We start from the raw sequence: 20684 nt of genomic DNA, 5'->3' as shown, positions 1-20684 counted from the left end.
GAGGGATGAAGGTGAATAGTGGCAAGCTTACCGCATTGCCGTTTCAGCAGCAGATAGAGAACAGTGAGCAATGGCCGCTGCTCGCAGAGGATTTCATGAACCGGAGCGGGCTGCCGGGTCCGCGGGCGAACCTGAGCCTTGCCGGGGAGTTCGCCGGGTATTACGCCCGTTCTGGACTTTCTGCACAGTCTTTGTCGCTGCTCGCTTCCTGGACTGATATTTCTGCAGCGGAGGCGGAGGCTAATGACCCGAAGGAATATCTTCCGTTCTGTGCTTTACTGGCTTGCGGTGCCTATTACGGATATGCGGAGCAGGGAGAAAGATCCGGGATAGAAGGCAGGCTGCGCAGGGCGATGAATGATTCAAGATGGCGCGTCCGTGAGGCGGCGGCAATGGCGTTGCAGCAGATCGGAGAGTTCGGCTTCGGGCTGCTGCACGGGGTGCTTGAAAGCTGGAGAATGGAAGCGACCATACTGGAACTGCGAACTTTTGTCGCCGCGCTGGCGCATCCTCCCTTGCTTAAGGATTATTCTTGTGCAGCGTATAGTCTGGAGCTGTCAGAGCAAATCCTGGATGAGCTGCTGTCGGGCAAATACAGTCAAGACGATCCTGAGCATCTCCGCGTATTATCCAAAGGAATGGAATATGCGCTTAGCCTGTTTGTCGCCAGCCAGCCGGATGCGGGCTTTGCCTTGCTGCGCAGACTGGCCGGGAGCGGCGATAAGCGGATGATCCGGATCGTAAAGAGCAATCTGGGGAAGAAACGGCTGAGTCAGAAGTACCCCGAAGAGGTCACGGAACTCCTTGCAGGATTGACAATTGTCTAGAATGTAACTATTATTGTTACATCTACCGCGAAGCATTCTGGTCAGTATGAAGGAGAGATTCCCATGAACATCAGCACCCGGTTTGCGGTCGCTATTCATATTCTAACTTTAATAGACAGCAACAAAGACGGTAAAAGCACCTCGGAGTGGATTGCCGGCAGCGTCAATACGAATCCGGTTGTTATCCGTCGTCTTACAGGCATGCTGAACAAGGCCGGTCTGGTGGAGGTCCGCCCCGGTGTAGCCGGTGCGAAGCTTACCCGAAGTAGCGCGGATATCACGCTTCTGCAGATTTACAAGGCGGTCAATGCAGTGGAAGAGGATTCACTGTTCTCTGTCCACGAGCATCCGAACCCGGAGTGCCCGGTTGGCAAGAACATTGCCGGGGCGATTATTCCCGTGTTCTCGCTTGCGCAGAAAGCCATGGAGAATGTACTGCAAGAGGTTACACTGGATCAGATCGTACATCAAATTCCTGTTTCGTGAGGCAGAGGAGGAATGTGCTATGCGAAACTCTATGCGCAAGCGAAAAGGCGCTGCTTTCTGGATAACGATTTTGCTCGGGCTCGGGCTATTGTATCTGCTCATTTTTCCTTCTCCTACACCTGAGCTCGCTGTACGCAAGAGCCTGCTGATCCGTGATCCTGCAGCTGCATTTGCGGGCAGGGTTACAGAAGGACAGATTAAGGATGATCCAAGGTACGGTAATCTGTACTATGCTGAAGAAACAGAGCGAAGCTACATCTATGTGAAGAAAAGCAGGCTGGGCTGGCATGTAGCCTCAAGCGGCACCGGACCGTGATGTAAGATTTTGTAGACTGCCACAGAAACTTAAGGAAACTTTCAGCATAGCTTTATGTACGCTTAAGGTTCGGGGATTATATTAAAGATCTCCACCCCCCAGTGGATACATTTATGATAGACTCCGCCGTGCCTCGGCAGGGTCTATCTCTTTGTTTAGGACTTATAAATTCATCAAACCTTTATTTGTTTTTCATCAGGCGTTAAGGTTGGGCCTGTATATTAATCACATGACCCCCTTATAATAGACTTTGGCCCTGCCGGTTCCCGGCAGGGTCCCTTTTTTGCGGCTGCAGAAATCGCTGGTACTGTCTTTACACATTATTCCAGATGGTTTAGACTGACACCAGGTGTGGTTTGCTGCAATAAATGGAGAAGAGGCGCGAAATATGATGATGTTCTTAGTACTGATTATATGGTTCCTGTCGTTGCTGGTCTTTATGCTGATTATCCGAAAGGCCATTGATGGATCTAGGGCTACCTACAAATTGGACGAATTGATTCAGGAAATCCGGCTGCTCCGCAAGGAGATCAAGGAGAACAAGCATATTATTGACAAGCGGCTGTAGCGGACGGTGCTGCCGGCAACTCATCTCTAAGGAGTGATTACCTAATGATTCTGTTCCACAGCGGGGACCTGAGCGTCCGTAGGCTGGAAAGGGAAGATGCGCCCCTGCTGGTACGGTGGCTCTCGGATCCCGTAGTGCTGGAGTATTACGAAGGCCGGGACCGTCCGCATGATCAGACGCTGGTGCAGGCACATTTCTATGAGGATGAAGAGGATGGAATAAACCGCGGAATTGTGCAGTTCAAAGACCGGCCCATAGGTTATATCCAGTTCTATCCTGTCGGCAGGGAAGAGAAAGAAGAGTATGGTTACGCGGATTATACTGGCAAGATCTACGGGATGGATCAGTTCATCGGCGAGCCGCAGATGTGGAATAGAGGTATCGGATCGCTATTGGTAGGCGGGATGGTGAAGCATCTGCTCGAAGCGGAGCTGGCCGACCTCATTGTCATGGACCCGCAATGCCGGAACCACAGGGCGCTTAGAGTGTACGAGAAGAATGGTTTTGTACGCGGCAAGCTTTTGCCGGAGCACGAGTGGCATGAAGGTGAATGGAGGGACTGCTGGCTCATATCCTATAATTCTAAATCTTAATTTACATACAAGTAAGGGGATGTTGTATATGAAGAACCGATTCACAATACTGGGAGCCGCACTGATTCTGGGTCTTTCGTATGTGGCGGGCTGCCTGCTTATCAGCAACGACCGGACAACCGGCTGGGAGCAGGCATCTGTGAGCCAAAGCACGGTCCACCCGCTTCTGACGCTTGCCGAGACGGCGGAGCTTCTGCGGATCAGTAAAGATCAGGTGATTAATATAATCAAGGCGGAGAATGCAGTTTTGAGCAATAACGGGCCTTTCGAGGGAATGATGCTGCCTTATATCAAGGTAGATGATAAGTTCCTGTTCAACGTTTTGGAAATACAGAACTGGGTTCAGCAGGCGACACTTGAACAACGGGTCTATATGGGTACGAAGATTACCAATAGATGAGACTAGGGGAGTATGGGAGCGCCAAATGAAATTTTATACAAAATCATGGTATGAAGAAATGCAGGTGCGCGGCTTTATGGTGTTCCCTGAGACGGAGCAGGATTGGCTGGAGGATGTTGCGTGGCATGCTGCGGAGGGGGTCAGCTATAGGGACAGGACGAGGGATTTCCTGGAATACCTCAAAGCGGATTTGCTGAAGTACCTTCCGGAATACTTCCATCCCTCCATTCATGACGGAACAATCAATTCTACTTATCCTGAACCTGAGTTCAAAGAAAAGGCGCAGCAGTGGCGTAGTGAATACGAAGCCAGGATGAAGGTGCTGGATGATAAATACTATAGAGGGTATCTCTCTATTAAGGACAGCTTGCCTGTACATGCTATTCAGCTAGTTGAGAAGTCCCTCCATGATTCAAGGGTGATTTCATATGCAGTGCCGGCGGCGGAGGTTGTGGAGATCATTCTGGACTGCAGTGGAGCCATGCATTATCAGTGTGATATCAGACTAACCTTTACCGGGGTGACCGGGCTGGTTCTGCCTGAACGCCTGAACAGAATGGTCTGGTTGTATACCGAGATCTATGCGGTGGAACAAGGGTTTGAATTACGTGTTCTGCTGGATTCGCCGCTGAGTGAGCTTAGAATTACTGCGCAGGATGTATCATTTGAAATGCTAAGTGAACCCAAATACAACGGATGACTGCTATCGGAGCCTGGCCAATTGGCCGGGTTTTTGTATTTCCTTGATTTTGAAAAGTAATTGACAAACATATAGAGCGCAACTATACTAAAGTTAGTTAATGTGTAACGGAAACAGTTACAAGCTTGAATGATGATTCTATAAAAAGTCAAGACTAAGCAGAACTGAGCACGAACGGCACCGGAGGGTTTGGCTTTTTTATATGATCCATATGCTTTTATTCAGGAGGGGTTTATATGACGACAACAGCAGCATTGCCGCAAGAACTGGAAATTGGACTAGTACAGATTAGAGTAAGCAATTTGGAGCGTTCACTCACCTTTTATCAGAATGTAATCGGACTGAAGATCCTGCACCGGCAGGGGCGTGAAGTGGAAATGACCGCGGATGGTGTGCATGTGCTTCTGGTGCTGCGGGAGATTGAACAGGCCCTGATTCTGCGCCGTAATTCGGCAGCCGGACTGTATCATTTCGCGATTCTGGTGCCCGACCGTCCAAGTCTCGGGTTGGTGCTGCGTAATCTGATTGATGCGGGCATCGAGATCGGCCAGGGCGATCATCTGGTCAGCGAAGCCTTGTACATTGAGGACCCTGACAATAACGGCATTGAAATATACCGCGACCGGCCGCGCGACACCTGGAAGTACGAGCCTACTGGCAATGTGGTGATGACTACAGACCCGGTTGATGTGGACGGCTTACTGGCGGCTTCCGAAGGGCTGAGCTGGACCGGACTGCCTGCGGGCACGGTGATCGGGCATGTGCACTTTCATGTAGGCGATCTGGCGGAGGCCAAGAAATTCTATGTGGATGCGCTTGGTTTTGCAATAACCGCTCATTACGGGGACGCTGCACTATTCATCTCGGCGGGAGGATATCATCACCATATGGGGCTTAATGTCTGGGCGGGACAAGGTGCTAAGGCGGCTCCGGCCCATGCGGCGGGAATCGATTATTTCACTCTGCTGCTTCCGGGCAGCGGGGATGTATCGGAAGTGGCGGAACGTGTGAAGCAAGCGGGGTACCCTGTAGAAGTAGAAGGCGGCATTACAACCTTGAGAGACCCGTGGAATATTGGAATCCGGTTGCTTGTCAAAGGCTGATAGGAATGAAAGCTTGTCCATTTTGGCTCATTCCCCTATAATATGTGGAAATAAATGAGCGAAAGGATGAATCTTTTGCACAATTTCAAAATGGCTTATGTTGTCCTCTGTCACAAGAGCCCTCAGCAGATTAATTTGCTAATTGATCGTTTAACGGATGAGCATGTGGAGTTTTTCATGCATGTGGATAAGAAAAGCGGCATCGAAGAGCAAATTATCCATCGCGAAGATATTCATTTCGTAGAGCAGCCGGTAGACGTACAGTGGGGCCATTACGGCCAGATTGAATGTATCCTGAAGTGCTTTGAACTGATCCGGGCAAGCGGGAATTATAACTATGTTCATATCATCAGCGGGCAGGATTTGCCTCTTGCCTCGAACGATACGATTGCTGATTTCTTCAAGGAGCATGAAGGACAGGAGTTCGTCAAGCATCTGCAGCTTCCAAATGAGGCGGAAATGTGGGGCTGCCTGTACCGGGTGTCTGTATATTATCCGAGGTTCCTGGTCTCCCGGGCCAAAGCTGTCTCAGAGATCCGCAACCGATACATCAATCTGGTGATGTCGGTACCCTGGCTTAAGCGCAGCCTGAAGGAACTGCCGGAGGTGCTGTATAAGGGCTCGAATTGGATGTCGCTTACCGGGGAATGCATGCAGTATATCCTCGAATTCATCGCGGAGCATCCCGGATACGTCCGGTTGTTCAGGAATTCGTTCTGCGGCGATGAGATCTTCTTCCATTCTATTATTTTGAACAGTAAATATAAGGATAAAGTAATCAATGAGATCAAACGCTATACGGATTGGGACACTGGACCGGAATTCCCCAGAACGCTGCGGGCCGAGGATTATGAACGGATTCGCGAGCAAGGTGCAGGCTGCTTCTGGGGCCGGAAGTTCGATCTGGATGTTGACAAGGAGATCATCAGCGATATTCTGCGGCTGGCTTGAGGCTCTAACTACCTCATCAGCCGGATGGATTCTGAAAAGAGAATATAGCGGGAGGCACAAGCGGAAATTCCGGTGTGTCTTCCGTTTATTGGCGTTTATGCAGTCAATGCAAATAGAGGATATAATATATTGAAAAAAGATATTCGGGAGATGATGGGGCTTGGAGACTTTTCTCGCTGTACTGCTGATGCTCGGGCTTATCGCGGTATCGAATATCGTGAACCGTTTCATTCCGTTTGTGCCGGTTCCTCTAATTCAGATCGGACTAGGGATCATTACTGCACTTGTACCGACCGGAATACATATGTCTTTTGAGCCTGAGCTGTTTTTTGTGTTGTTCATTGCCCCTCTACTGTTCAATGACGGGAGACGGACACCGCGTGATGAGCTGTGGAACCTTAGGGCACCCATATTGCTGCTAGCGCTGGGGCTTGTATTTGTAACGGTTTTTGTCGCAGGTTATGCCATTAACTGGATGATTCCTTCAATTCCGCTGGCGGCATCTTTTGCACTGGCGGCGATTCTGTCACCTACGGATGCTGTAGCGGTCAGTGCGCTGGCCGGACGGGTGCATTTGCCGAAGAGTATACACCGTATCCTTGAAGGTGAATCGCTGATGAATGACGCCTCCGGCCTAGTTGCCTTCAAATTTGCGATCGCGGCCATGGTTACGGGAGTTTTCTCGTTTCCTAAGGCATCGCTCAGCTTTGTAATGATTGCCGCAGGGGGTCTGCTTTTGGGTGCGGTGCTCTCTTTTCTGCTGATCCGCCTCAGTGTATTCATCCGCAGATTCGGCATGGAGGATGTGACGATCCATGTGCTTCTGCAGATTCTAACACCGTTTATTATTTATCTGATCAGTGAAGAGATTGGCGTATCCGGCATCCTGGCCGTAGTGGCCGGCGGTGTAATGTTTGCTATTGAGAAGGACAGGGCCGTATCGCCGCAGTATAAGCTGCAGCTTGTATCAGCCAGCACCTGGTCGGTGCTGCTGCTGGTGTTGAACGGTCTGGTATTCCTGATCCTTGGAGTATCCGTACCGGATGTGGTAGAGGTCATCTACCGCGATCAGAGGCTGAACAACTTTATGGTTGCGGGGTATGCGATGGCGATTACCGCGCTGCTCATTGCGCTGCGTTTTCTATGGGTCTATGCCTATTCCTTATGGGAGAGCCGATTCCGCCGGGTAGAGAAGGCGCCGCTTAAGTCACAGGTCATTACTTCAATCTCCGGGGTGCGCGGAGCGGTAACATTAGCAGGTGCCTTCTCCATTCCCCTTGTGCTCGGGGACGGTATCACGCCATTCCCTGAACGGGATTTGATTATTGCGCTGGCCGCAGGTGTCATTCTGATGTCGCTAATCATTGCCAGCATCTTCCTGCCACTGCTGGCCGACAAAGAGGAGACCGTGGTGAAGACCATTGGCTACGGAAATACGGAACTGGCAGCCAGGAATGTTGTGATCGACGCCGGGATGTCGATGCTGCGTAGCCTGGTTACGGAGAGCCCGGAGCGGGCGACACAGCCTGTCTTACTGGAGTTCACAGACAAGATCGACCGGCTGTGCACGGCCAAGCCGGACAGTGATCCGGCCACGGAGCAGTTCCGGCGTCTGGGCGTTGAAGCCCGGCTGAGCGGCCTGGAGGCAGAGCGCACAGAACTGCGGCGGATGCTGGAGAACGGTGCGGTACCCGCCCCAGTCGCCGTGAAGATGGAGGAGCTGCTCGATCATACGGAATCGCTGCTCTGCAGACGTCTGGATACACAAATTAAGTTCACAGTAACTGAAATTCAGCGTCTGTTCTCCGGCCTGTTCTCGGGCCGCTTCAATGGGGAAGAGGGCCGGCGTGCAGTGCAGAATGCCGAAAGTGCCCGGGCAGCGAAGATTGCGATGTGCCAGGCGGCCGTGTCAGCCGTCAGCGCCGGAATAAGCGACGAGAACCGGCTTGCCTCGCAGAAGGTCATCGACAAGTATGAGCGGCTGGAATCCCGGCTGGTGCAGGGCGAAGGCTGGAGTAAAGATGGTGTCGTCGATGACGAGAAGCTGGAACTGAAGCTGCAGGCCATTCAGGAGCAGCGGAATACCGTACAGGAAATGTATCAGAACGGGGCTATTAATCTCAAGATCGCGGGTAAGCTGCGGCGGTTCGTAGATCAGCTGGAAACATCCATATGGGAGGATTAATGAATGATGGGAGAATTGCTTGCTAGCGGGCTGCACTTTGCAGAAATTACTGAGGAACATCTGGCCGGTGTGCTAGATATCTATAACTATTATGTACTTAACACCACCGTATCGTTTCATACCGAGCCGCAGACCTTGACGCAAATGCGCCAGTCTGTGCTGAACGGGGATCCGCGATTTAAGTCATATGTCCTTCTTCGGGAAGGGGAGCTGCAGGGATACGTGCTGATTACTCGGCACAAGAACAAAGAAGCTTATGATACCTCCGGTGAAGTCAGTATTTACCTGAAGCCCGGCAGCGGAGGACAAGGTCTGGGCGGGCAATCGCTGCGGTTCATTGAAGAGCGGGCTAACGAGCTTGGGTTCCATGTACTGGTAGCTACCGTATGTGCAGACAATGAGCCCAGCCGCCGCCTGTTCGCGAAGCACGGCTACGAGCAGAGCGCCTTATTCAAAGAGATCGGCCGCAAATTCGGCCGGTGGCTGGATATTGTCAGCTATGAGAAAATCATCGGCTAATCGCTACCCGTTGCCAGAAGCCACTAACTAAATTCCTGCACGAAATATAACATTCTTTTCGTGATATCGAGAGTAATCAAGAATTGTTGTAGGAAATGCAGCATTGCTCCTTATCCGAGCGGTTACGCGGGGCAATTATTGTATTACATACAACAATCCTTAAGAATCACCCAGTTTCTGTAGTTCAAAGTTGCAATACGTACAACAATTAGGCATGTGTATGTAATCTAATAGGGAAGCAGGCACCGGTGGATGCCACCGTACAACGCAATAAGCCCGCTTGCCTTGCAAGGACCAGGTCCATGCAGGCAAACGGGCTTTATGTACGGTTAGGGCGTGCCGGCCGGCGGAACCCTGGGGAACAGCTATCCGGATACGTGCTTCCTCCGGAACATCTGTCCCAGTACCTCGCTCAGCACAAGGCCAGCGGCGATGGCCCCGGACAGCAGCAGCGCCTGTACGGCAAACTGAATTCCCTGGTTGTTGTCATTCTCCACGAACTGGCGCATGGCGTCATAAGCCAGGCCGCCCGGAACCAGCGGGATAATTCCGCCGACGCTGAATATAATCACCGGCATTTTGAAGGAACGCGCAAAAAATTGGCTGATCACTCCGACAACCACGGTGGCACCAAAGGTGGCAACAACGGTATCCCATCTGTCATCCAGCTGCAGATACAGCATCCAGCCGATCATTCCGGCGAAACCGCATTGAAGCAGTGCGCGCACCGGCGCATTAAACAGAACGCAGAAGGCTGAGGCAGCGATGAAACTGGTTATGAGTTGCAAAATCATGTAGGACTACCTCTTTCAAGTGGTAATTAGAAAAGGGACAGCACGAGTCCGATGCCGGTTCCAATGGCAAAGGCGGTCAGGAAGGCATCGGCTCCCTTAGACAGGCCGGACACCAGATGGCCGGCCATAAGGTCACGGACGGCATTCGTGATGAGCAGCCCCGGTACAAGCGGCATTACGCAGCCGATGATGATCTTGTCCATCTCTTGTCCGATGCCAAGCCTTACGGAGAAGAAAGCCAGCAGGCCGATGATAAAGGAGGCGATGAACTCCGCGAAGAAACGGATCTGAACCAGGCGGTGCAGATAGGTGACGGCGGCGAAGCCGACCCCGGAGATCAGCAGCGACGGAAGGGCATCCCACAGGCTGCCCTTGAACATTACGGTGAAGCAGGCGCCGGTCAGGGCGGCAGCTACAGTCTGCAGCCAGACCGGATAAGCATGCGCCGCGTCGTCGACAATACCCAGACGCTCGCGGGCTTCGGCGGCGGTAAGCTGGCGTTCGCTCAGCCGCCGCGAGATGTCATTGACCTCTGACACTTTTTGCAGATCGGTCGTCCGTTCAGCTATCCGGAACAGCTTCACCGGTTCGGTTCGGCTGGTGGTGAACATAATGACTGTCGGCGTAACGTAGCTATGCGCTCCAGGGAATCCGAGCGATGCGGCCATACGACTCATGGTATCCTCCACGCGGTAGGTTTCGGCGCCGCTTTGCAGCATGATTTTGCCGGCCAGCAGGCACAGGTCTATAATATCATGCGCGGTAGTATTGCTATTGTTGCTTGTGCTATCCAACTTCGTCGATCCTCCCCGGGAATGTTATCTATTCGATTGTCGCCGGAATGTGTGAAAATTTCAACCTTTATTCCATATATTCTGACGAATAATATATTTGTCTGGCAACCGGACAGCCTAAGGACGCGTTCTTTGCAGTCCAGTCTAGTCTTCCAGCGTACATAGACCGGTGGCAACACCGCCGGAGACAATAGTCAATATGGAATGGAAAAAAGTCTCTTTGGAGATCAGTGCACCGCCGGCGCCGATAATTACGAAATCCGTCAGGAAAATAATCACTCCGACATTGAGCGGAATGTAACGTTTCATAAACTTTGCCAGCAGATCTGTTCCACCCGTACTGGCTTTGAACCGCAGCATCAGGCCGAGCCCGCTGCCCATCAGGAAGCCCCCTATAATAGCGCTGGAGATGGAACCGAGTTCGATATAATACAGAAAGTAATATTGCAGCGGCCCGAGCAGTTCGATCAGAAAGGATGAAGTCATCAGCCCCAGAATGCTGTTATAGAAAATATCCCGCTCCCGGAACCAGGCCAGCAGGAAGATTGGAAGACTGCAAACAATGATGGCCAGTCCGATTTTGATGCCGGAGATGTAATTAATGATGAGGGCAATGCCGATAATTCCCCCATCGAGTATTTTATAGGGCACCAGAAAAAAGTTGGTTCCCGCTGCAATCAGCAGGCTGGCCAGCAGAATAATGACATACTTGGGATATGAACGCATCTTCAGCATCTCCAGACTTAAGGCATGTCTTAATAAATATGCGCCCGTCTGGAAAAAAATAGCTATTAAACAAAAAATCCTGCTTGCGCAGGATTAGAAGTGAGTTGCTCAGGCATGAACCGGCTCTGGTTTCTTTAGCTGCAGCGGAGGCGGGATCAGCCAGCCTTTCTGCTTGTTCATTTTGAGCAGTGCCATGCCGAAGGCGGCCATTTGCGCGTGGATCTTCATGAACATTGCGCCGATATCCTCGCGGATCGACATGCCCATGACCTGGCTGCAGACCACAAGACTGAGCGATACTGCACCGGAGAGGGCCGCAGCAATCTCGGGGTCGGAGAACCTTGCACCTGCCGGGATATCCTCGACCTTGACGGAGGGACGGTCCGGCAGTGCAGGCGGAGGCACGAAGCCGTTCAGCTTGAGGATTTTGTCACAGTCCTTAATTTCCTGCTGTGCCTGATCCATAAGATCATCGATAATCTTCTTCAGATCCTGGTCCCCGGCATGAAAGTGAAACGCCTGGTAGGTAGATAAGGACAATTTGGCTGTTGCCGAGACCTGCCACAGATTGAAGATCTCACCATAGTGAAGCGGTTCATCTTTGGGGCTGCCGTTTAGAACTCCCATAATTACATAACTCCTCTACAAATAGGTTATGAACGTAGTTTAGGTTGTCCAGTGCAATCAGCGTTATTCAAGTGCACTAAATAAAGTCACAGTAAAGCAGGTGTAGCCCGATGGATTATATCTATAAAGTGCTGGAGAGCGACATGGAGCTTCTGGCTGCGGCACTATCGGAGGTTCAGGTATCAGTTGTGCTGAAGGAGGGTACAGAGGAGGTGCTGGAACCGGGGGGACAGATCAGAGCATACACAGCGAAATCTGTCCGGATCCGTGGATTATCGTATTGCCGGGATGCACATGAATTCCGAATGCTTCCAGCTGAGCCTAGGTAGACTCCCCGCTCCCTGCCTAGAAGCGCTTGTGCTGCTGATTCAGCGGGAGTAACGCTTGCGGAAGCGCAGCGGAGAGATGCCAACCTTCCGGCTGAAGCGCCGGGAGAAGTAGGCGGTGCTCTCGAAGCCGGTGCGTTCTGCAATCCCGGAAATAGGGATTTCTGTCTTGAGGAGCAGCAGCTTGGCCTGCTCCAGCCGGTAATCCGTCAAGTATTCCATGGGGGTTAGCCCATAGACACGTTTCATGCAGCGGGCCAGATAATTGTAGTGAAAATGCAGCGCATCCGCCAGGGATGCATTCGTGAGATCCTCCGTAAAATGATTGCGCAGGTAGGCCTCCGTCTGCTCAGCGATCTCTGCCGCCTGGCTGCCCGCAGTATCCTGCTGGGCCAGATCCATCATCCGCAGCATCTCCTCAAAGATGCGCTGCTGTTGCCATACAGAGCTGGAGCGCCGTCCCTGACTAAGCTGCAGCAATTGCTCTGCCTGTCCGCTCCGCGCGAAGGGGTCCGGGAGTGGTCCGTACTGGGGGATGCGGATCGTATAAGGATGAATCAGGAATTGCCGGAAATGCTTCTCCCGCTCAGCATATACAGGATCGCCTTCCGCTTCCATCCACTCACCGACCGTGTGAAAATGAACCCACGTGAAGGAGGTGACCTCCTCGCAGGGTTTAACTGAATAATGATAGCGGTCCGGCAGCAGAAGGAGGGTGTGCCCGGAGGTTACCGCCCACTCCTTATCATCCTCACCGATGAACAGGCAGCCTTGTTCTACAATGATAAGATCGAATTTCCCCATGCGGCTGCGGTTTGGATGCTGCTCGCCGGGCAAATATACGGTATGGCCGCATTCCAGGAAATAGGGGAACGGCGGCGCCGACAGATGAATATAGGCAGGACTGGCTGGCATATCTGCTCCTTTCGCAAGCTCTTTTCAATTAGCCGGATTTCCGTGGAAGGTTAGAAATCTGAGTGTGAAATAGTACAAAAACAGAGTTGCTTATGATTCTGTTTTTTATTCATTTTACCGTCTATAATTGCAAATAGCGAGGATGAAATGAAAAGGGGAGATAACACATTGAGTAAATATGCAGATATTCAGCAAGCTACTGACACAAGCCGGCAGGTAGCTATTCAGGATGAATTCTGGGGGCGTTATATCCGGCTGGTTCAGGATACCGTTATTCCTTACCAGTATGAGGCGCTGCATGACCGGGTAGCCGGTGCGGAGCCAAGCCATGCCATCGCCAACTTTGAAATTGCCGCCGGCAGGAGAGAAGGCGAATTCAAAGGCTGGGTCTTTCAGGACAGTGATGTAGCTAAATGGCTCGAGGCTGTAGGCTATTCGCTCAGCATCAAGCGTGATCCTGAGCTGGAGCGCCAGGCGGATGAGATGATAGAGCTGGTCGGCGAAGCACAGCACGAAGACGGATACCTGAATACTTATTTTACACTCAAAGAGCCGGGCAAACGCTGGACGAACCTGCTGGACTGCCATGAGCTATATTGTGCGGGGCATTTCATTGAAGCGGCAGTGGCCTATTATGAAGCGACCGGCAAAGACAAACTGCTGGGCATTGTACGGCGGTTCGTTGACCATATTGAAACCATCTTCGGACCGGAAGAGGGGAAGCTGAAGGGCTACGATGGTCACCAGGAAATTGAGCTGGCCCTTGTGAAGCTGTACCGGCTGACCGGTGAAGAGAAATATCTGAAGCTCAGCAGCTTTTTCATTGATCAGCGTGGACAGGAACCGAACTTCCTGCATCAGGAGTGGGAACAAAGAGGACGGGTAACGCACTGGACAGGTACGGCTACAAGCAGTGTGGATATCAGTTATAATCAGGCCCATATCCCGGTCCGTGAGCAGAGCGTGGCTCTGGGACATTCGGTCCGTGCGGTCTATATGTACACAGCCATGGCCGATCTGGCCCGGCTTACCGGAGATGAGGGCCTGCGCGAAGCATGCGTGCGCCTGTGGAACAATATGACGGAGAAACAGATGTATATCACCGGCGGAATCGGTTCTACACATCATGGTGAAGCGTTCACCTTTGATTATGATCTGCCGAATGATACGGTCTATGCGGAGACCTGCGCTTCGATCGGGCTGATCTTTTTTGCCAAGCGGATGCTGGAATTGACCCCGGACGCCCGGTATGCCGACGTGATGGAGCGTGCGCTCTATAATAATGTGCTCGGCTCCATGGCACAGGACGGCAAACACTATTTCTACGTGAATCCGCTTGAAGTATGGCCGCAGGCCTGCAGCTGTAACCCCGGCAAACATCATGTCAAATCGGAGCGCCAGGGCTGGTTCGGCTGTGCCTGCTGTCCGCCGAACGTGGCGCGCCTGCTGACCTCGCTGAACCAGTATATCTACACTGAGCACGGCGATACACTATACACTAACCTGTATATCGGCAGTGAGCTGAAGACTACGCTGGGCGGCACAGAGGTAGCAATCAGCCAGCAGAGCCGTTTCCCTTGGGATGGAACCGTCACCCTGAAGGTTGATCCTGCGGAAGCCGGAGAGTTCGGAATGGCGCTGCGTATTCCTTCCTGGAGCGGCAACGTGGAGATCAGAGTGAACGGAGAGGCGTTAGTCGATTCTGCTGCAAGCTTGCAGCAGGGCTATGCCGTGATCCGCAGGGAATGGAAGGCCGGCGACGTGATTGAGCTGACTCTGCCGATGGAAGCGCACCGCGTTTACGCCCATCCGAATCTGCGTGCCGACGCCGGGAAGACTGCCATCCAGCGCGGACCGCTGGTCTACTGCCTGGAAGCGGCAGATAACAGTGAACCGCTAAGCTCGGTTTCCTTGAGTGAAGCAGCGCCATTCACCGAGACGTATGATGAATTGCTGCTTGGCGGTGCTGTAGTGGTAGAAGGCGACGGCTTCCGTGTAGCTCAGGCGGCCTGGACCGGAGGGCTGTACAGCAGAGAGAAGGCGCCGCTGGAAGAAGTGAAGGTAACCGCAGTCCCTTACTATCTGTGGGGTAACCGCGGTAGCGGCGAGATGAAGGTCTGGATTCCGTAGTTTACTCTTACGATCGGTAGCTACCGTATATAATGCTGAAACCAACCTGCCCATTTGGGCAGTAAGTGGACAAATGTATCTTAATTTCGCTATTTTGTTTCTCTGCAACAAGATAGCCCCCGGCTGAACCGCTTAGGCGGAACAACCGGGGGCTATTTTCAGTAATGCGAATTAACCCAATGTAACTACAACCTGGTGAACCGCACCGTCGCCCACAGGAGCGATGATGTTACCTTCAACAGCAGTGCCGTCGAGAGTCAGGCTGGCTACGCCTTTGGACACATGGTTCGGGTTCTGGATCGAGATGACATAAGTGTCTCCACGGAAGACGCGGGTGATTTCGAAGCTGTCCCACTCCGTCGGGATACAAGGGTCAACCTTCAGACCGGCAAAGTCAGCCTGGATACCGAGAATGGACTGTGTAATCGCTACATAGTTCCATGCAGCTGTACCTGTCAGCCAGGAGTTTTTCGCTTCCCCGTGACGTACAGCATCTTTACCGGCGATCATCTGCGAGTACACGTAAGGTTCCATGCGGTGAACTTCGCTGATATCTTCCAGGTAAGCCGGAGCAATTTTTTTGTAGATATCGAAGGCTCTGTCGCCGTGTCCAAGGACTGTTTCAGCGATCATGATCCATGGGTTGTTGTGGCAGAAAATACCGGCATTTTCTTTGTAGCCCGGAGGGTACGTAGAAATTTCACCCAGGTTCACGTAGTACTTGGAGTAAGGAGGCTGCTGCAATACGATACCGTAGTCTGTATCCAGACGTTCCTGAACGGAAGTCAGCGCACGGGCTGCTTCGCCGTTCTCCACACCGATACCCGCCATTACACACATCCCTTGCGGCTCGATGAAGATCTGGCCTTCTTCGTTCTCCTTGCTGCCGATCTTGTCGCCGTAGTGGTCATAAGCGCGCAGGAACCAGTCGCCGTCGAAGCCGTGGGACAGGGTGATGGCACTCATGTTCTCGATCTTGGCAACCGCATCTGCAGCGACATCATCCAGTCCGCGCATGCGGCAGATTTCAGCATAGTCCGGTCCAACGAAGACGAACAGACCTGCGATGAACACGGATTCCGCTACGCCGCCTGCGATATTCTCAGTAGTCTGGAACGATTCGCCCGGCTCAGTGGAGAAGCAGTTCAGGTTCAGACAGTCATTCCAGTCCGCGCGGCCGATCAGCGGCAGGCCGTGAGGTCCGAGGTTATTCGTTACATGCTCGAAGCTCAGCTTCAAGTGCTCGAACAGGGTAGCGGTGTGATCCGGATTGCTGTCAAAAGGAACCTGCTCATCGAGAATCGAATAGTCGCCGGTTTCCTTGATATAGGCAGCAGTACCCGAGATCAGCCATAGCGGATCATCGTTGAAGCCGGAGCCGACTTCGTTATTGCCCTTCTTGGTAAGCGGCTGATACTGGTGATACGCACTGCCGTCAGGGAACTGGGTAGCGGCGATATCAAGAATACGTTCTCTGGCACGCTCTGGAATCTGGTGGACAAAGCCAAGCAAGTCCTGGTTGGAGTCGCGGAAGCCCATACCGCGGCCGATTCCGGATTCGAAGTAAGAAGCGGAACGGGACATGTTGAAGGTAACCATACACTGGTACGGGTTCCAGATGTTAACCATCCGGTTCAGCTTGTCGTCACCGCTCTGGATCTGATATTTGGACAGCAGGTTATCCCAGTGTGCAGCCAGGGTAGCCAATGCAGCATCTACCTGGGCATCTGTAGCGAACTGATCGATTACAGCCTGCGCCGGTTTTTTGTTGATAACGTTCAGGGATTCCCATTTCTCATCTTCCGGGTTCTCGATATAGCCGAGTACGAAGATGAAGCTTTGCTCTTCGCCTGGTTCCAGCGTGATGTTGAGGGCATGGGAGCCGATTGGCGACCAGCCGCTGGCCACGGAGTTGGTAGCTTCACCTGCAGCAACTGCCTGCGGAGCGTCCAGACCATTGTACATACCCACGAAGGATTCGCGGTCGGTATCGAAGCCGGCGATTTCTTTATTTACAGAATAGAAAGCGTAGTGGTTTCTGCGCTCACGGTATTCAGTTTTGTGATAGATCACGGAATCCTTCACTTCAACTTCACCGGTGCTGAGGTTACGCTGGAAGTTCGTCATATCATCGTTGGCATTCCACAGGCAGAACTCGGCAAAAGAGAACAGCTTAACAGTCTTCTTCGCGTTGCCCGTGTTCTTAACGATCAGGCGGTGTACTTCAGCATTGTGGCCCATCGGTACAAAAGCAAGCTGGTTCACGGAAATTCCGTTACGCTCGCCTGTGATGGAAGTGTAGCCCAGACCGTGGCGGCATTCGTAGAAGTCCAGATCGCGTTTTACCGGCATCCAGCCCGGGGTCCAGAAATCACCGTCATCGTACAGATAGTAGTAGCGTCCGCCTGTATCGAGCGGAATATTGTTATACCGGTAACGGGTAAGTCTTCTCATGCGCGCATCGCGGTAGAAGGTGTAACCTCCGGCAGTATTAGAGATGAGGCCGAAAAATTGCTCGTTGCCGAGGTAGTTGATCCATGGGTAAGGTGTTTTTGGGGTGTTGATTACATACTCTTTGCGAGTGTCGTCAAAAGTTCCGAATTTCATTAGAGACAAGTCTCCTTTCAATTGTGAACGCGCGTTTACAAAGCTGAGAAAAAATCCCCTCGGGGTAAGGGGTTTTTCTGTATCCTGAAACATTACTGCTTCGGCGGCTGGCAGGAATCTCTTACCACCAAACGCGCCGGGAAACTGATAGTGCTGAAGGTCGGCTGCTGTGAATCGCACAGCTCGATGACCTTCTCGACAGCGGCCTTGGACATTTCGTAAATCGGCAGACGGACGGAGGTCAGCTTGGGATGAATCCGGGAAGCGAGCTGCACATCATCAAACCCCGCGATAGACATATCCTCCGGCACGGAAATGCCATGCTCGGAGAACGCTTCCATGGCCGAAATAGCCATATCATCATTGGAGGAGAAGAACGCAGTCGGCAGCGGGCCGCCGGAATTCAGCAGCTTCTTCACCTCTTCATAGGCGGTTTCCTTAAGGAAATCACCCTGTAGGATGAAATTCTCATTCAGCGTAAGCCCATGGCGCTTCAGCGTATCCTCGTAAGCCGTGTAGCGTTCCCGTCCGGAGTATGTGTTCATCCGTCCGCAGATCATGCCAATTTCCTCATGGCCGAGACCGATCAGGTACTCGATGGCTTCAGCCGTACCCTCATAATCCTTAGAATTCACTATAGCCAGATGATTGCGGTCCAGATGCTCCGACATAATCTCCGAAATGTCATAATCAATCAGCACAAGCGGCGAGTCGAGACCGACCATTTCCCGTACAATTCCGATATCCTTCTGGGTGCCGACAATGATGCCGCCGTCAATCCGTTTCTGCAGGAAAGCCTGCTTCACCTTCAGGAAGTCGTCGGGAGAATATACGGTGTGAATCAGAACATAACAGCCGCGGGCATTCGCCGTGTCAACAACGGCATCGACGAACGGGGCGAAGTAGTTATTCTGATAGATCCGCGTCGCGTTCTCTTTCTCATTCATGCTGATTGCAAAAAGCCCGATCGTATCGGTCTTCTTGCCGGCCAGAGCCCGGGCGAAGCTGTTAGGCTCGTACTGATGCTGTTCAATGACCTTCAGCACCTTGGCCCGGGTCTCCTCAGGGACATTGGAATAGTTGTTGATTACACGGGATACTGTGCTTCGCGAAACCCCGGCTAGCTTGGCAATATCTTCGCTTCGCATGGTGTACCCCCTCTATTGTAAACGCGCGTTTATGAACTCATTGTAAAATAAACCGGCGCGAAAATCAATCGTCCGCCCAAACTATTTTGCCTTGAAATATAAGAAAGATTAGTTTCACGCCAAACTTTATCCTTCAATTTCTCGCTGAAACGAATTCCATCCCTTGAGGATGGAATAGCCGTTTCCACTTGCCGGATTCTCCGATCTGCGTTACAAATAAATGCATCAGGAAAAAAGATTGTTATCTTTTATTCGTTAAAAAACCGTCTGATCGCGTACTTCGAGACGCTCGCTTCATGTTTAACTGTATTTTGTACAACTAAAGCGGGCGATTTATGACTCGGGGGAGTTATAACTGCACTTCATACAACTAAAATAACAGCTACGCCGCAAACGAACACTTTTCTCGATTTTAGTTGTACAGAGTGCACTTATCCTAAATCAACCGGGTTTTCGCCGTCTTATAACTGCACGAAATACAACTATTCCTTATGCAGTAAGTATAAAACCTCGTTGCAAAGAGATCGTATGTTCGCTATAGTGGTTTCATAATTTATATTTTTACTATAGAGGAGATGTATCCCAATGCAGCTGGGTTGTACGTATCTAATCGTCCGTGATATGAAGGGTTCCATTGCCTTTTATGAAGCTTTGCTGAATATGAAAGCAGATTCCCGGAAGCTGGAGCGCTGGGCACAATTCCACTGCGGGAACACGATCGCTCTTTGGAATCCGGAATTCGATAAGGAATTGATCCGCACGAATAGCGATGTGTCGGAGCATTTTAATGAGGCGTATTTAAATTATAAGCAAGAAAGTGAGGTTCGATACGGGAATAATGTGATCCTTAACTTCAACGTTTCTGATTTGAATGCTGAGTATGAGCGGGTGAAGTCACTGGAGATCGGAGCCGTATCTGAGATTTTCTATATCCATGTTGTGCGCCCTTATCACTGCTTCATGCTCGAAGATCCGGATGGTAATTTAATTGAGATCACAGGAGAATATCATACAGAATCAATTTCTCGATGGAGTCAGTGATTGCCTTGGATGCTTCTGTATTCCAGCGGCGAAGGAGTAGCAGTTACGGATTGATTAACCGTTAATTGAACTTTTAATTGAACCTTTGATCACCATCATCTCGCCCGGCAGCTTTGTCACATGACTCATTTACAAATAGTTCCACAAGAAATATGCTAACCTTACTAAATACTGAGCAATCACAAGGAGGACAACTGATGAAAGGGGCTTACCTGAAGTATTTTGGCGTGGCGATCATCGTGCTGGGGGTATTTGCTTGTATTCCAGTGGGATTCCATTTGGGCGGTGTGCTTGCAGTTGTTATATTCCTCGCCGTTTCCTGCATAGCCGGTATGTTTTTTATTGGCTTCGGTGAACTTGTCTATTCCTTGCAGCGCATTGAGCTAGAGATAGCCGGGGAACGTCCGCAGTATGATCCATTGACCGGACAATATCAGGTACCGCCCAAAGACAACGGTCGCTGATCATGGCAGAGTTCCACAGCTATTATGATTTACTTAAACATTCTGAACTCTAATACGATTACGAGGAGAGGGGCTGTGAGAAATGATGGCAACAGGTTTTGGGTCATGGCTTGCCGGCGGATTCAGCATATTTTTCTTTTTAATCTGGCTGGCATGTCTGGGGCTCGGTATTTATTTATTCGTTCTGGTAGTGAAGCTCGCGCGCAGAGGAATTGTTGCATTAGATCTGTACAATCATGCCAAGAATCTGGAAATCCGCAACCATTACGAATCCGTTCACAAAAATGATGAGTTCTAATTGATACATAGCCAATTAGAATTGGATGTGTGGATTCCCTGCCGGAAGGCGGGGTGTTTTTTTGTATTACGACAGATTCTAAGTCATTTGCATATTATGGTAAGATTTATTATACTCCCAGTATGTAAGTTTTAAATTTGAAATACATGGAGAGGAGTTTGATCGG

The 20684-nt window shown here is 51.3% G+C and carries 23 protein-coding genes; 16 read left to right on the top strand and 7 right to left on the bottom strand.

All coding sequences use genetic code 11. The annotated features are described in order from the left end of the window. Positions 1-11 precede the first annotated feature (11 nt). From MKZ24_RS24240 to MKZ24_RS24190, 11 genes are all read left to right on the top strand, one after another. Positions 12-827, top strand: coding sequence for a HEAT repeat domain-containing protein (locus tag MKZ24_RS24240; RefSeq protein ID WP_340787568.1), 816 nt, complete (start codon positions 12-14; stop codon positions 825-827). Positions 828-890: 63 nt separating this feature from the next. After that, the gene (locus MKZ24_RS24235) at positions 891-1313 is read left to right on the top strand and encodes an Rrf2 family transcriptional regulator (RefSeq protein WP_039297077.1); all 423 of its coding nucleotides are present in this window, start codon (positions 891-893) and stop codon (positions 1311-1313) included. A 19-nt stretch (positions 1314-1332) separates the two neighbouring features. Then, positions 1333-1629, top strand: coding sequence for a hypothetical protein (locus MKZ24_RS24230; protein WP_340787565.1), 297 nt, complete (start codon positions 1333-1335; stop codon positions 1627-1629). 388 nt (positions 1630-2017) lie between these two features. Continuing rightward, positions 2018-2197, top strand: coding sequence for a hypothetical protein (locus MKZ24_RS24225; RefSeq protein WP_039297066.1), 180 nt, complete (start codon positions 2018-2020; stop codon positions 2195-2197). 44 nt (positions 2198-2241) lie between these two features. Then, positions 2242-2790 carry a GNAT family N-acetyltransferase gene (locus MKZ24_RS24220; RefSeq protein ID WP_340787560.1) on the top strand — a complete coding sequence of 183 codons (549 nt, stop codon included), beginning with the start codon at positions 2242-2244 and terminating at the stop codon, positions 2788-2790. 28 nt (positions 2791-2818) lie between these two features. After that, positions 2819-3190: a hypothetical protein gene (locus tag MKZ24_RS24215; RefSeq protein ID WP_340787557.1), complete on the top strand. Its 372-nt coding sequence runs from the start codon at positions 2819-2821 to the stop codon at positions 3188-3190. Positions 3191-3215: 25 nt separating this feature from the next. Further along, a complete protein-coding gene (locus MKZ24_RS24210; RefSeq protein WP_042235540.1) occupies positions 3216-3890 on the top strand; it encodes a DUF4085 family protein in 675 nt (224 codons plus the stop codon). A gap of 236 nt (positions 3891-4126) precedes the next feature. Next, a complete protein-coding gene (locus tag MKZ24_RS24205) occupies positions 4127-4993 on the top strand; it encodes a VOC family protein (protein WP_340787555.1) in 867 nt (288 codons plus the stop codon). Positions 4994-5068: 75 nt separating this feature from the next. Then, positions 5069-5944, top strand: coding sequence for a beta-1,6-N-acetylglucosaminyltransferase (locus tag MKZ24_RS24200; RefSeq protein WP_052416308.1), 876 nt, complete (start codon positions 5069-5071; stop codon positions 5942-5944). 160 nt (positions 5945-6104) lie between these two features. Further along, a complete protein-coding gene (locus MKZ24_RS24195) occupies positions 6105-8129 on the top strand; it encodes a Na+/H+ antiporter (RefSeq protein WP_340787552.1) in 2025 nt (674 codons plus the stop codon). A gap of 3 nt (positions 8130-8132) precedes the next feature. Next, positions 8133-8648, top strand: coding sequence for a GNAT family N-acetyltransferase (locus MKZ24_RS24190; protein ID WP_231637852.1), 516 nt, complete (start codon positions 8133-8135; stop codon positions 8646-8648). Positions 8649-9013: 365 nt separating this feature from the next. Here MKZ24_RS24190 and MKZ24_RS24185 read toward each other — a convergent pair whose 3' ends face one another. The 4 genes from MKZ24_RS24185 to MKZ24_RS24170 form a co-directional block, all read right to left on the bottom strand. Then, positions 9014-9442 (bottom strand): threonine/serine exporter family protein, encoded by a 429-nt coding sequence (locus MKZ24_RS24185; protein ID WP_171716507.1) that lies wholly within the window; start codon positions 9440-9442, stop codon positions 9014-9016. Positions 9443-9468: 26 nt separating this feature from the next. Continuing rightward, entirely contained in the window at positions 9469-10236 is a 768-nt protein-coding gene (locus MKZ24_RS24180; RefSeq protein ID WP_042235553.1) for a threonine/serine exporter family protein, read from the bottom strand. Between the two features lie 144 nt (positions 10237-10380). After that, entirely contained in the window at positions 10381-10962 is a 582-nt protein-coding gene (locus MKZ24_RS24175) for a YitT family protein (protein ID WP_042235555.1), read from the bottom strand. 108 nt (positions 10963-11070) lie between these two features. Then, the gene (locus MKZ24_RS24170; RefSeq protein ID WP_042235558.1) at positions 11071-11589 is read right to left on the bottom strand and encodes a DUF3231 family protein; all 519 of its coding nucleotides are present in this window, start codon (positions 11587-11589) and stop codon (positions 11071-11073) included. 110 nt (positions 11590-11699) lie between these two features. On the opposite strand from MKZ24_RS24170, the gene MKZ24_RS24165 reads away from it, so the two are divergent. Then, a complete protein-coding gene (locus MKZ24_RS24165) occupies positions 11700-11918 on the top strand; it encodes a hypothetical protein (RefSeq protein ID WP_042235561.1) in 219 nt (72 codons plus the stop codon). Positions 11919-11957: 39 nt separating this feature from the next. Here MKZ24_RS24165 and MKZ24_RS24160 read toward each other — a convergent pair whose 3' ends face one another. Next, positions 11958-12830, bottom strand: coding sequence for a helix-turn-helix transcriptional regulator (locus MKZ24_RS24160; protein ID WP_042235563.1), 873 nt, complete (start codon positions 12828-12830; stop codon positions 11958-11960). 147 nt (positions 12831-12977) lie between these two features. Here MKZ24_RS24160 and MKZ24_RS24155 point away from each other — a divergent pair, with 147 nt between their 5' ends. Beyond that, positions 12978-14960, top strand: a complete 1983-nt coding sequence (locus tag MKZ24_RS24155; RefSeq protein WP_340787536.1) for a glycoside hydrolase family 127 protein — start codon at positions 12978-12980, stop codon at positions 14958-14960. Positions 14961-15131: 171 nt separating this feature from the next. Here MKZ24_RS24155 and MKZ24_RS24150 read toward each other — a convergent pair whose 3' ends face one another. After that, entirely contained in the window at positions 15132-17567 is a 2436-nt protein-coding gene (locus MKZ24_RS24150; RefSeq protein ID WP_042235569.1) for a GH36-type glycosyl hydrolase domain-containing protein, read from the bottom strand. A 92-nt stretch (positions 17568-17659) separates the two neighbouring features. Next, a complete protein-coding gene (locus MKZ24_RS24145; RefSeq protein ID WP_042235573.1) occupies positions 17660-18715 on the bottom strand; it encodes a LacI family DNA-binding transcriptional regulator in 1056 nt (351 codons plus the stop codon). A 585-nt stretch (positions 18716-19300) separates the two neighbouring features. Between MKZ24_RS24145 and MKZ24_RS24140 the strand changes: the two genes are divergently transcribed. The 3 genes from MKZ24_RS24140 (at position 19301) to MKZ24_RS24130 (ending at position 20518) form a co-directional block, all read left to right on the top strand. Then, positions 19301-19756 (top strand): VOC family protein, encoded by a 456-nt coding sequence (locus MKZ24_RS24140; RefSeq protein ID WP_042235576.1) that lies wholly within the window; start codon positions 19301-19303, stop codon positions 19754-19756. 197 nt (positions 19757-19953) lie between these two features. Then, positions 19954-20220, top strand: coding sequence for a hypothetical protein (locus tag MKZ24_RS24135; protein WP_042235578.1), 267 nt, complete (start codon positions 19954-19956; stop codon positions 20218-20220). Positions 20221-20302: 82 nt separating this feature from the next. Beyond that, a complete protein-coding gene (locus MKZ24_RS24130; protein WP_042235579.1) occupies positions 20303-20518 on the top strand; it encodes a hypothetical protein in 216 nt (71 codons plus the stop codon). Positions 20519-20684 lie beyond the last annotated feature (166 nt).

Origin of the sequence: Paenibacillus sp. FSL R7-0297 (assembly GCF_038009025.1) — a bacterium.
Lineage (GTDB): Bacteria > Bacillota > Bacilli > Paenibacillales > Paenibacillaceae > Paenibacillus_AQ.
The sequence above is the reverse complement of the archived record's forward strand: the minus strand, read 5'-3'. Positions and strand labels throughout refer to the sequence as shown.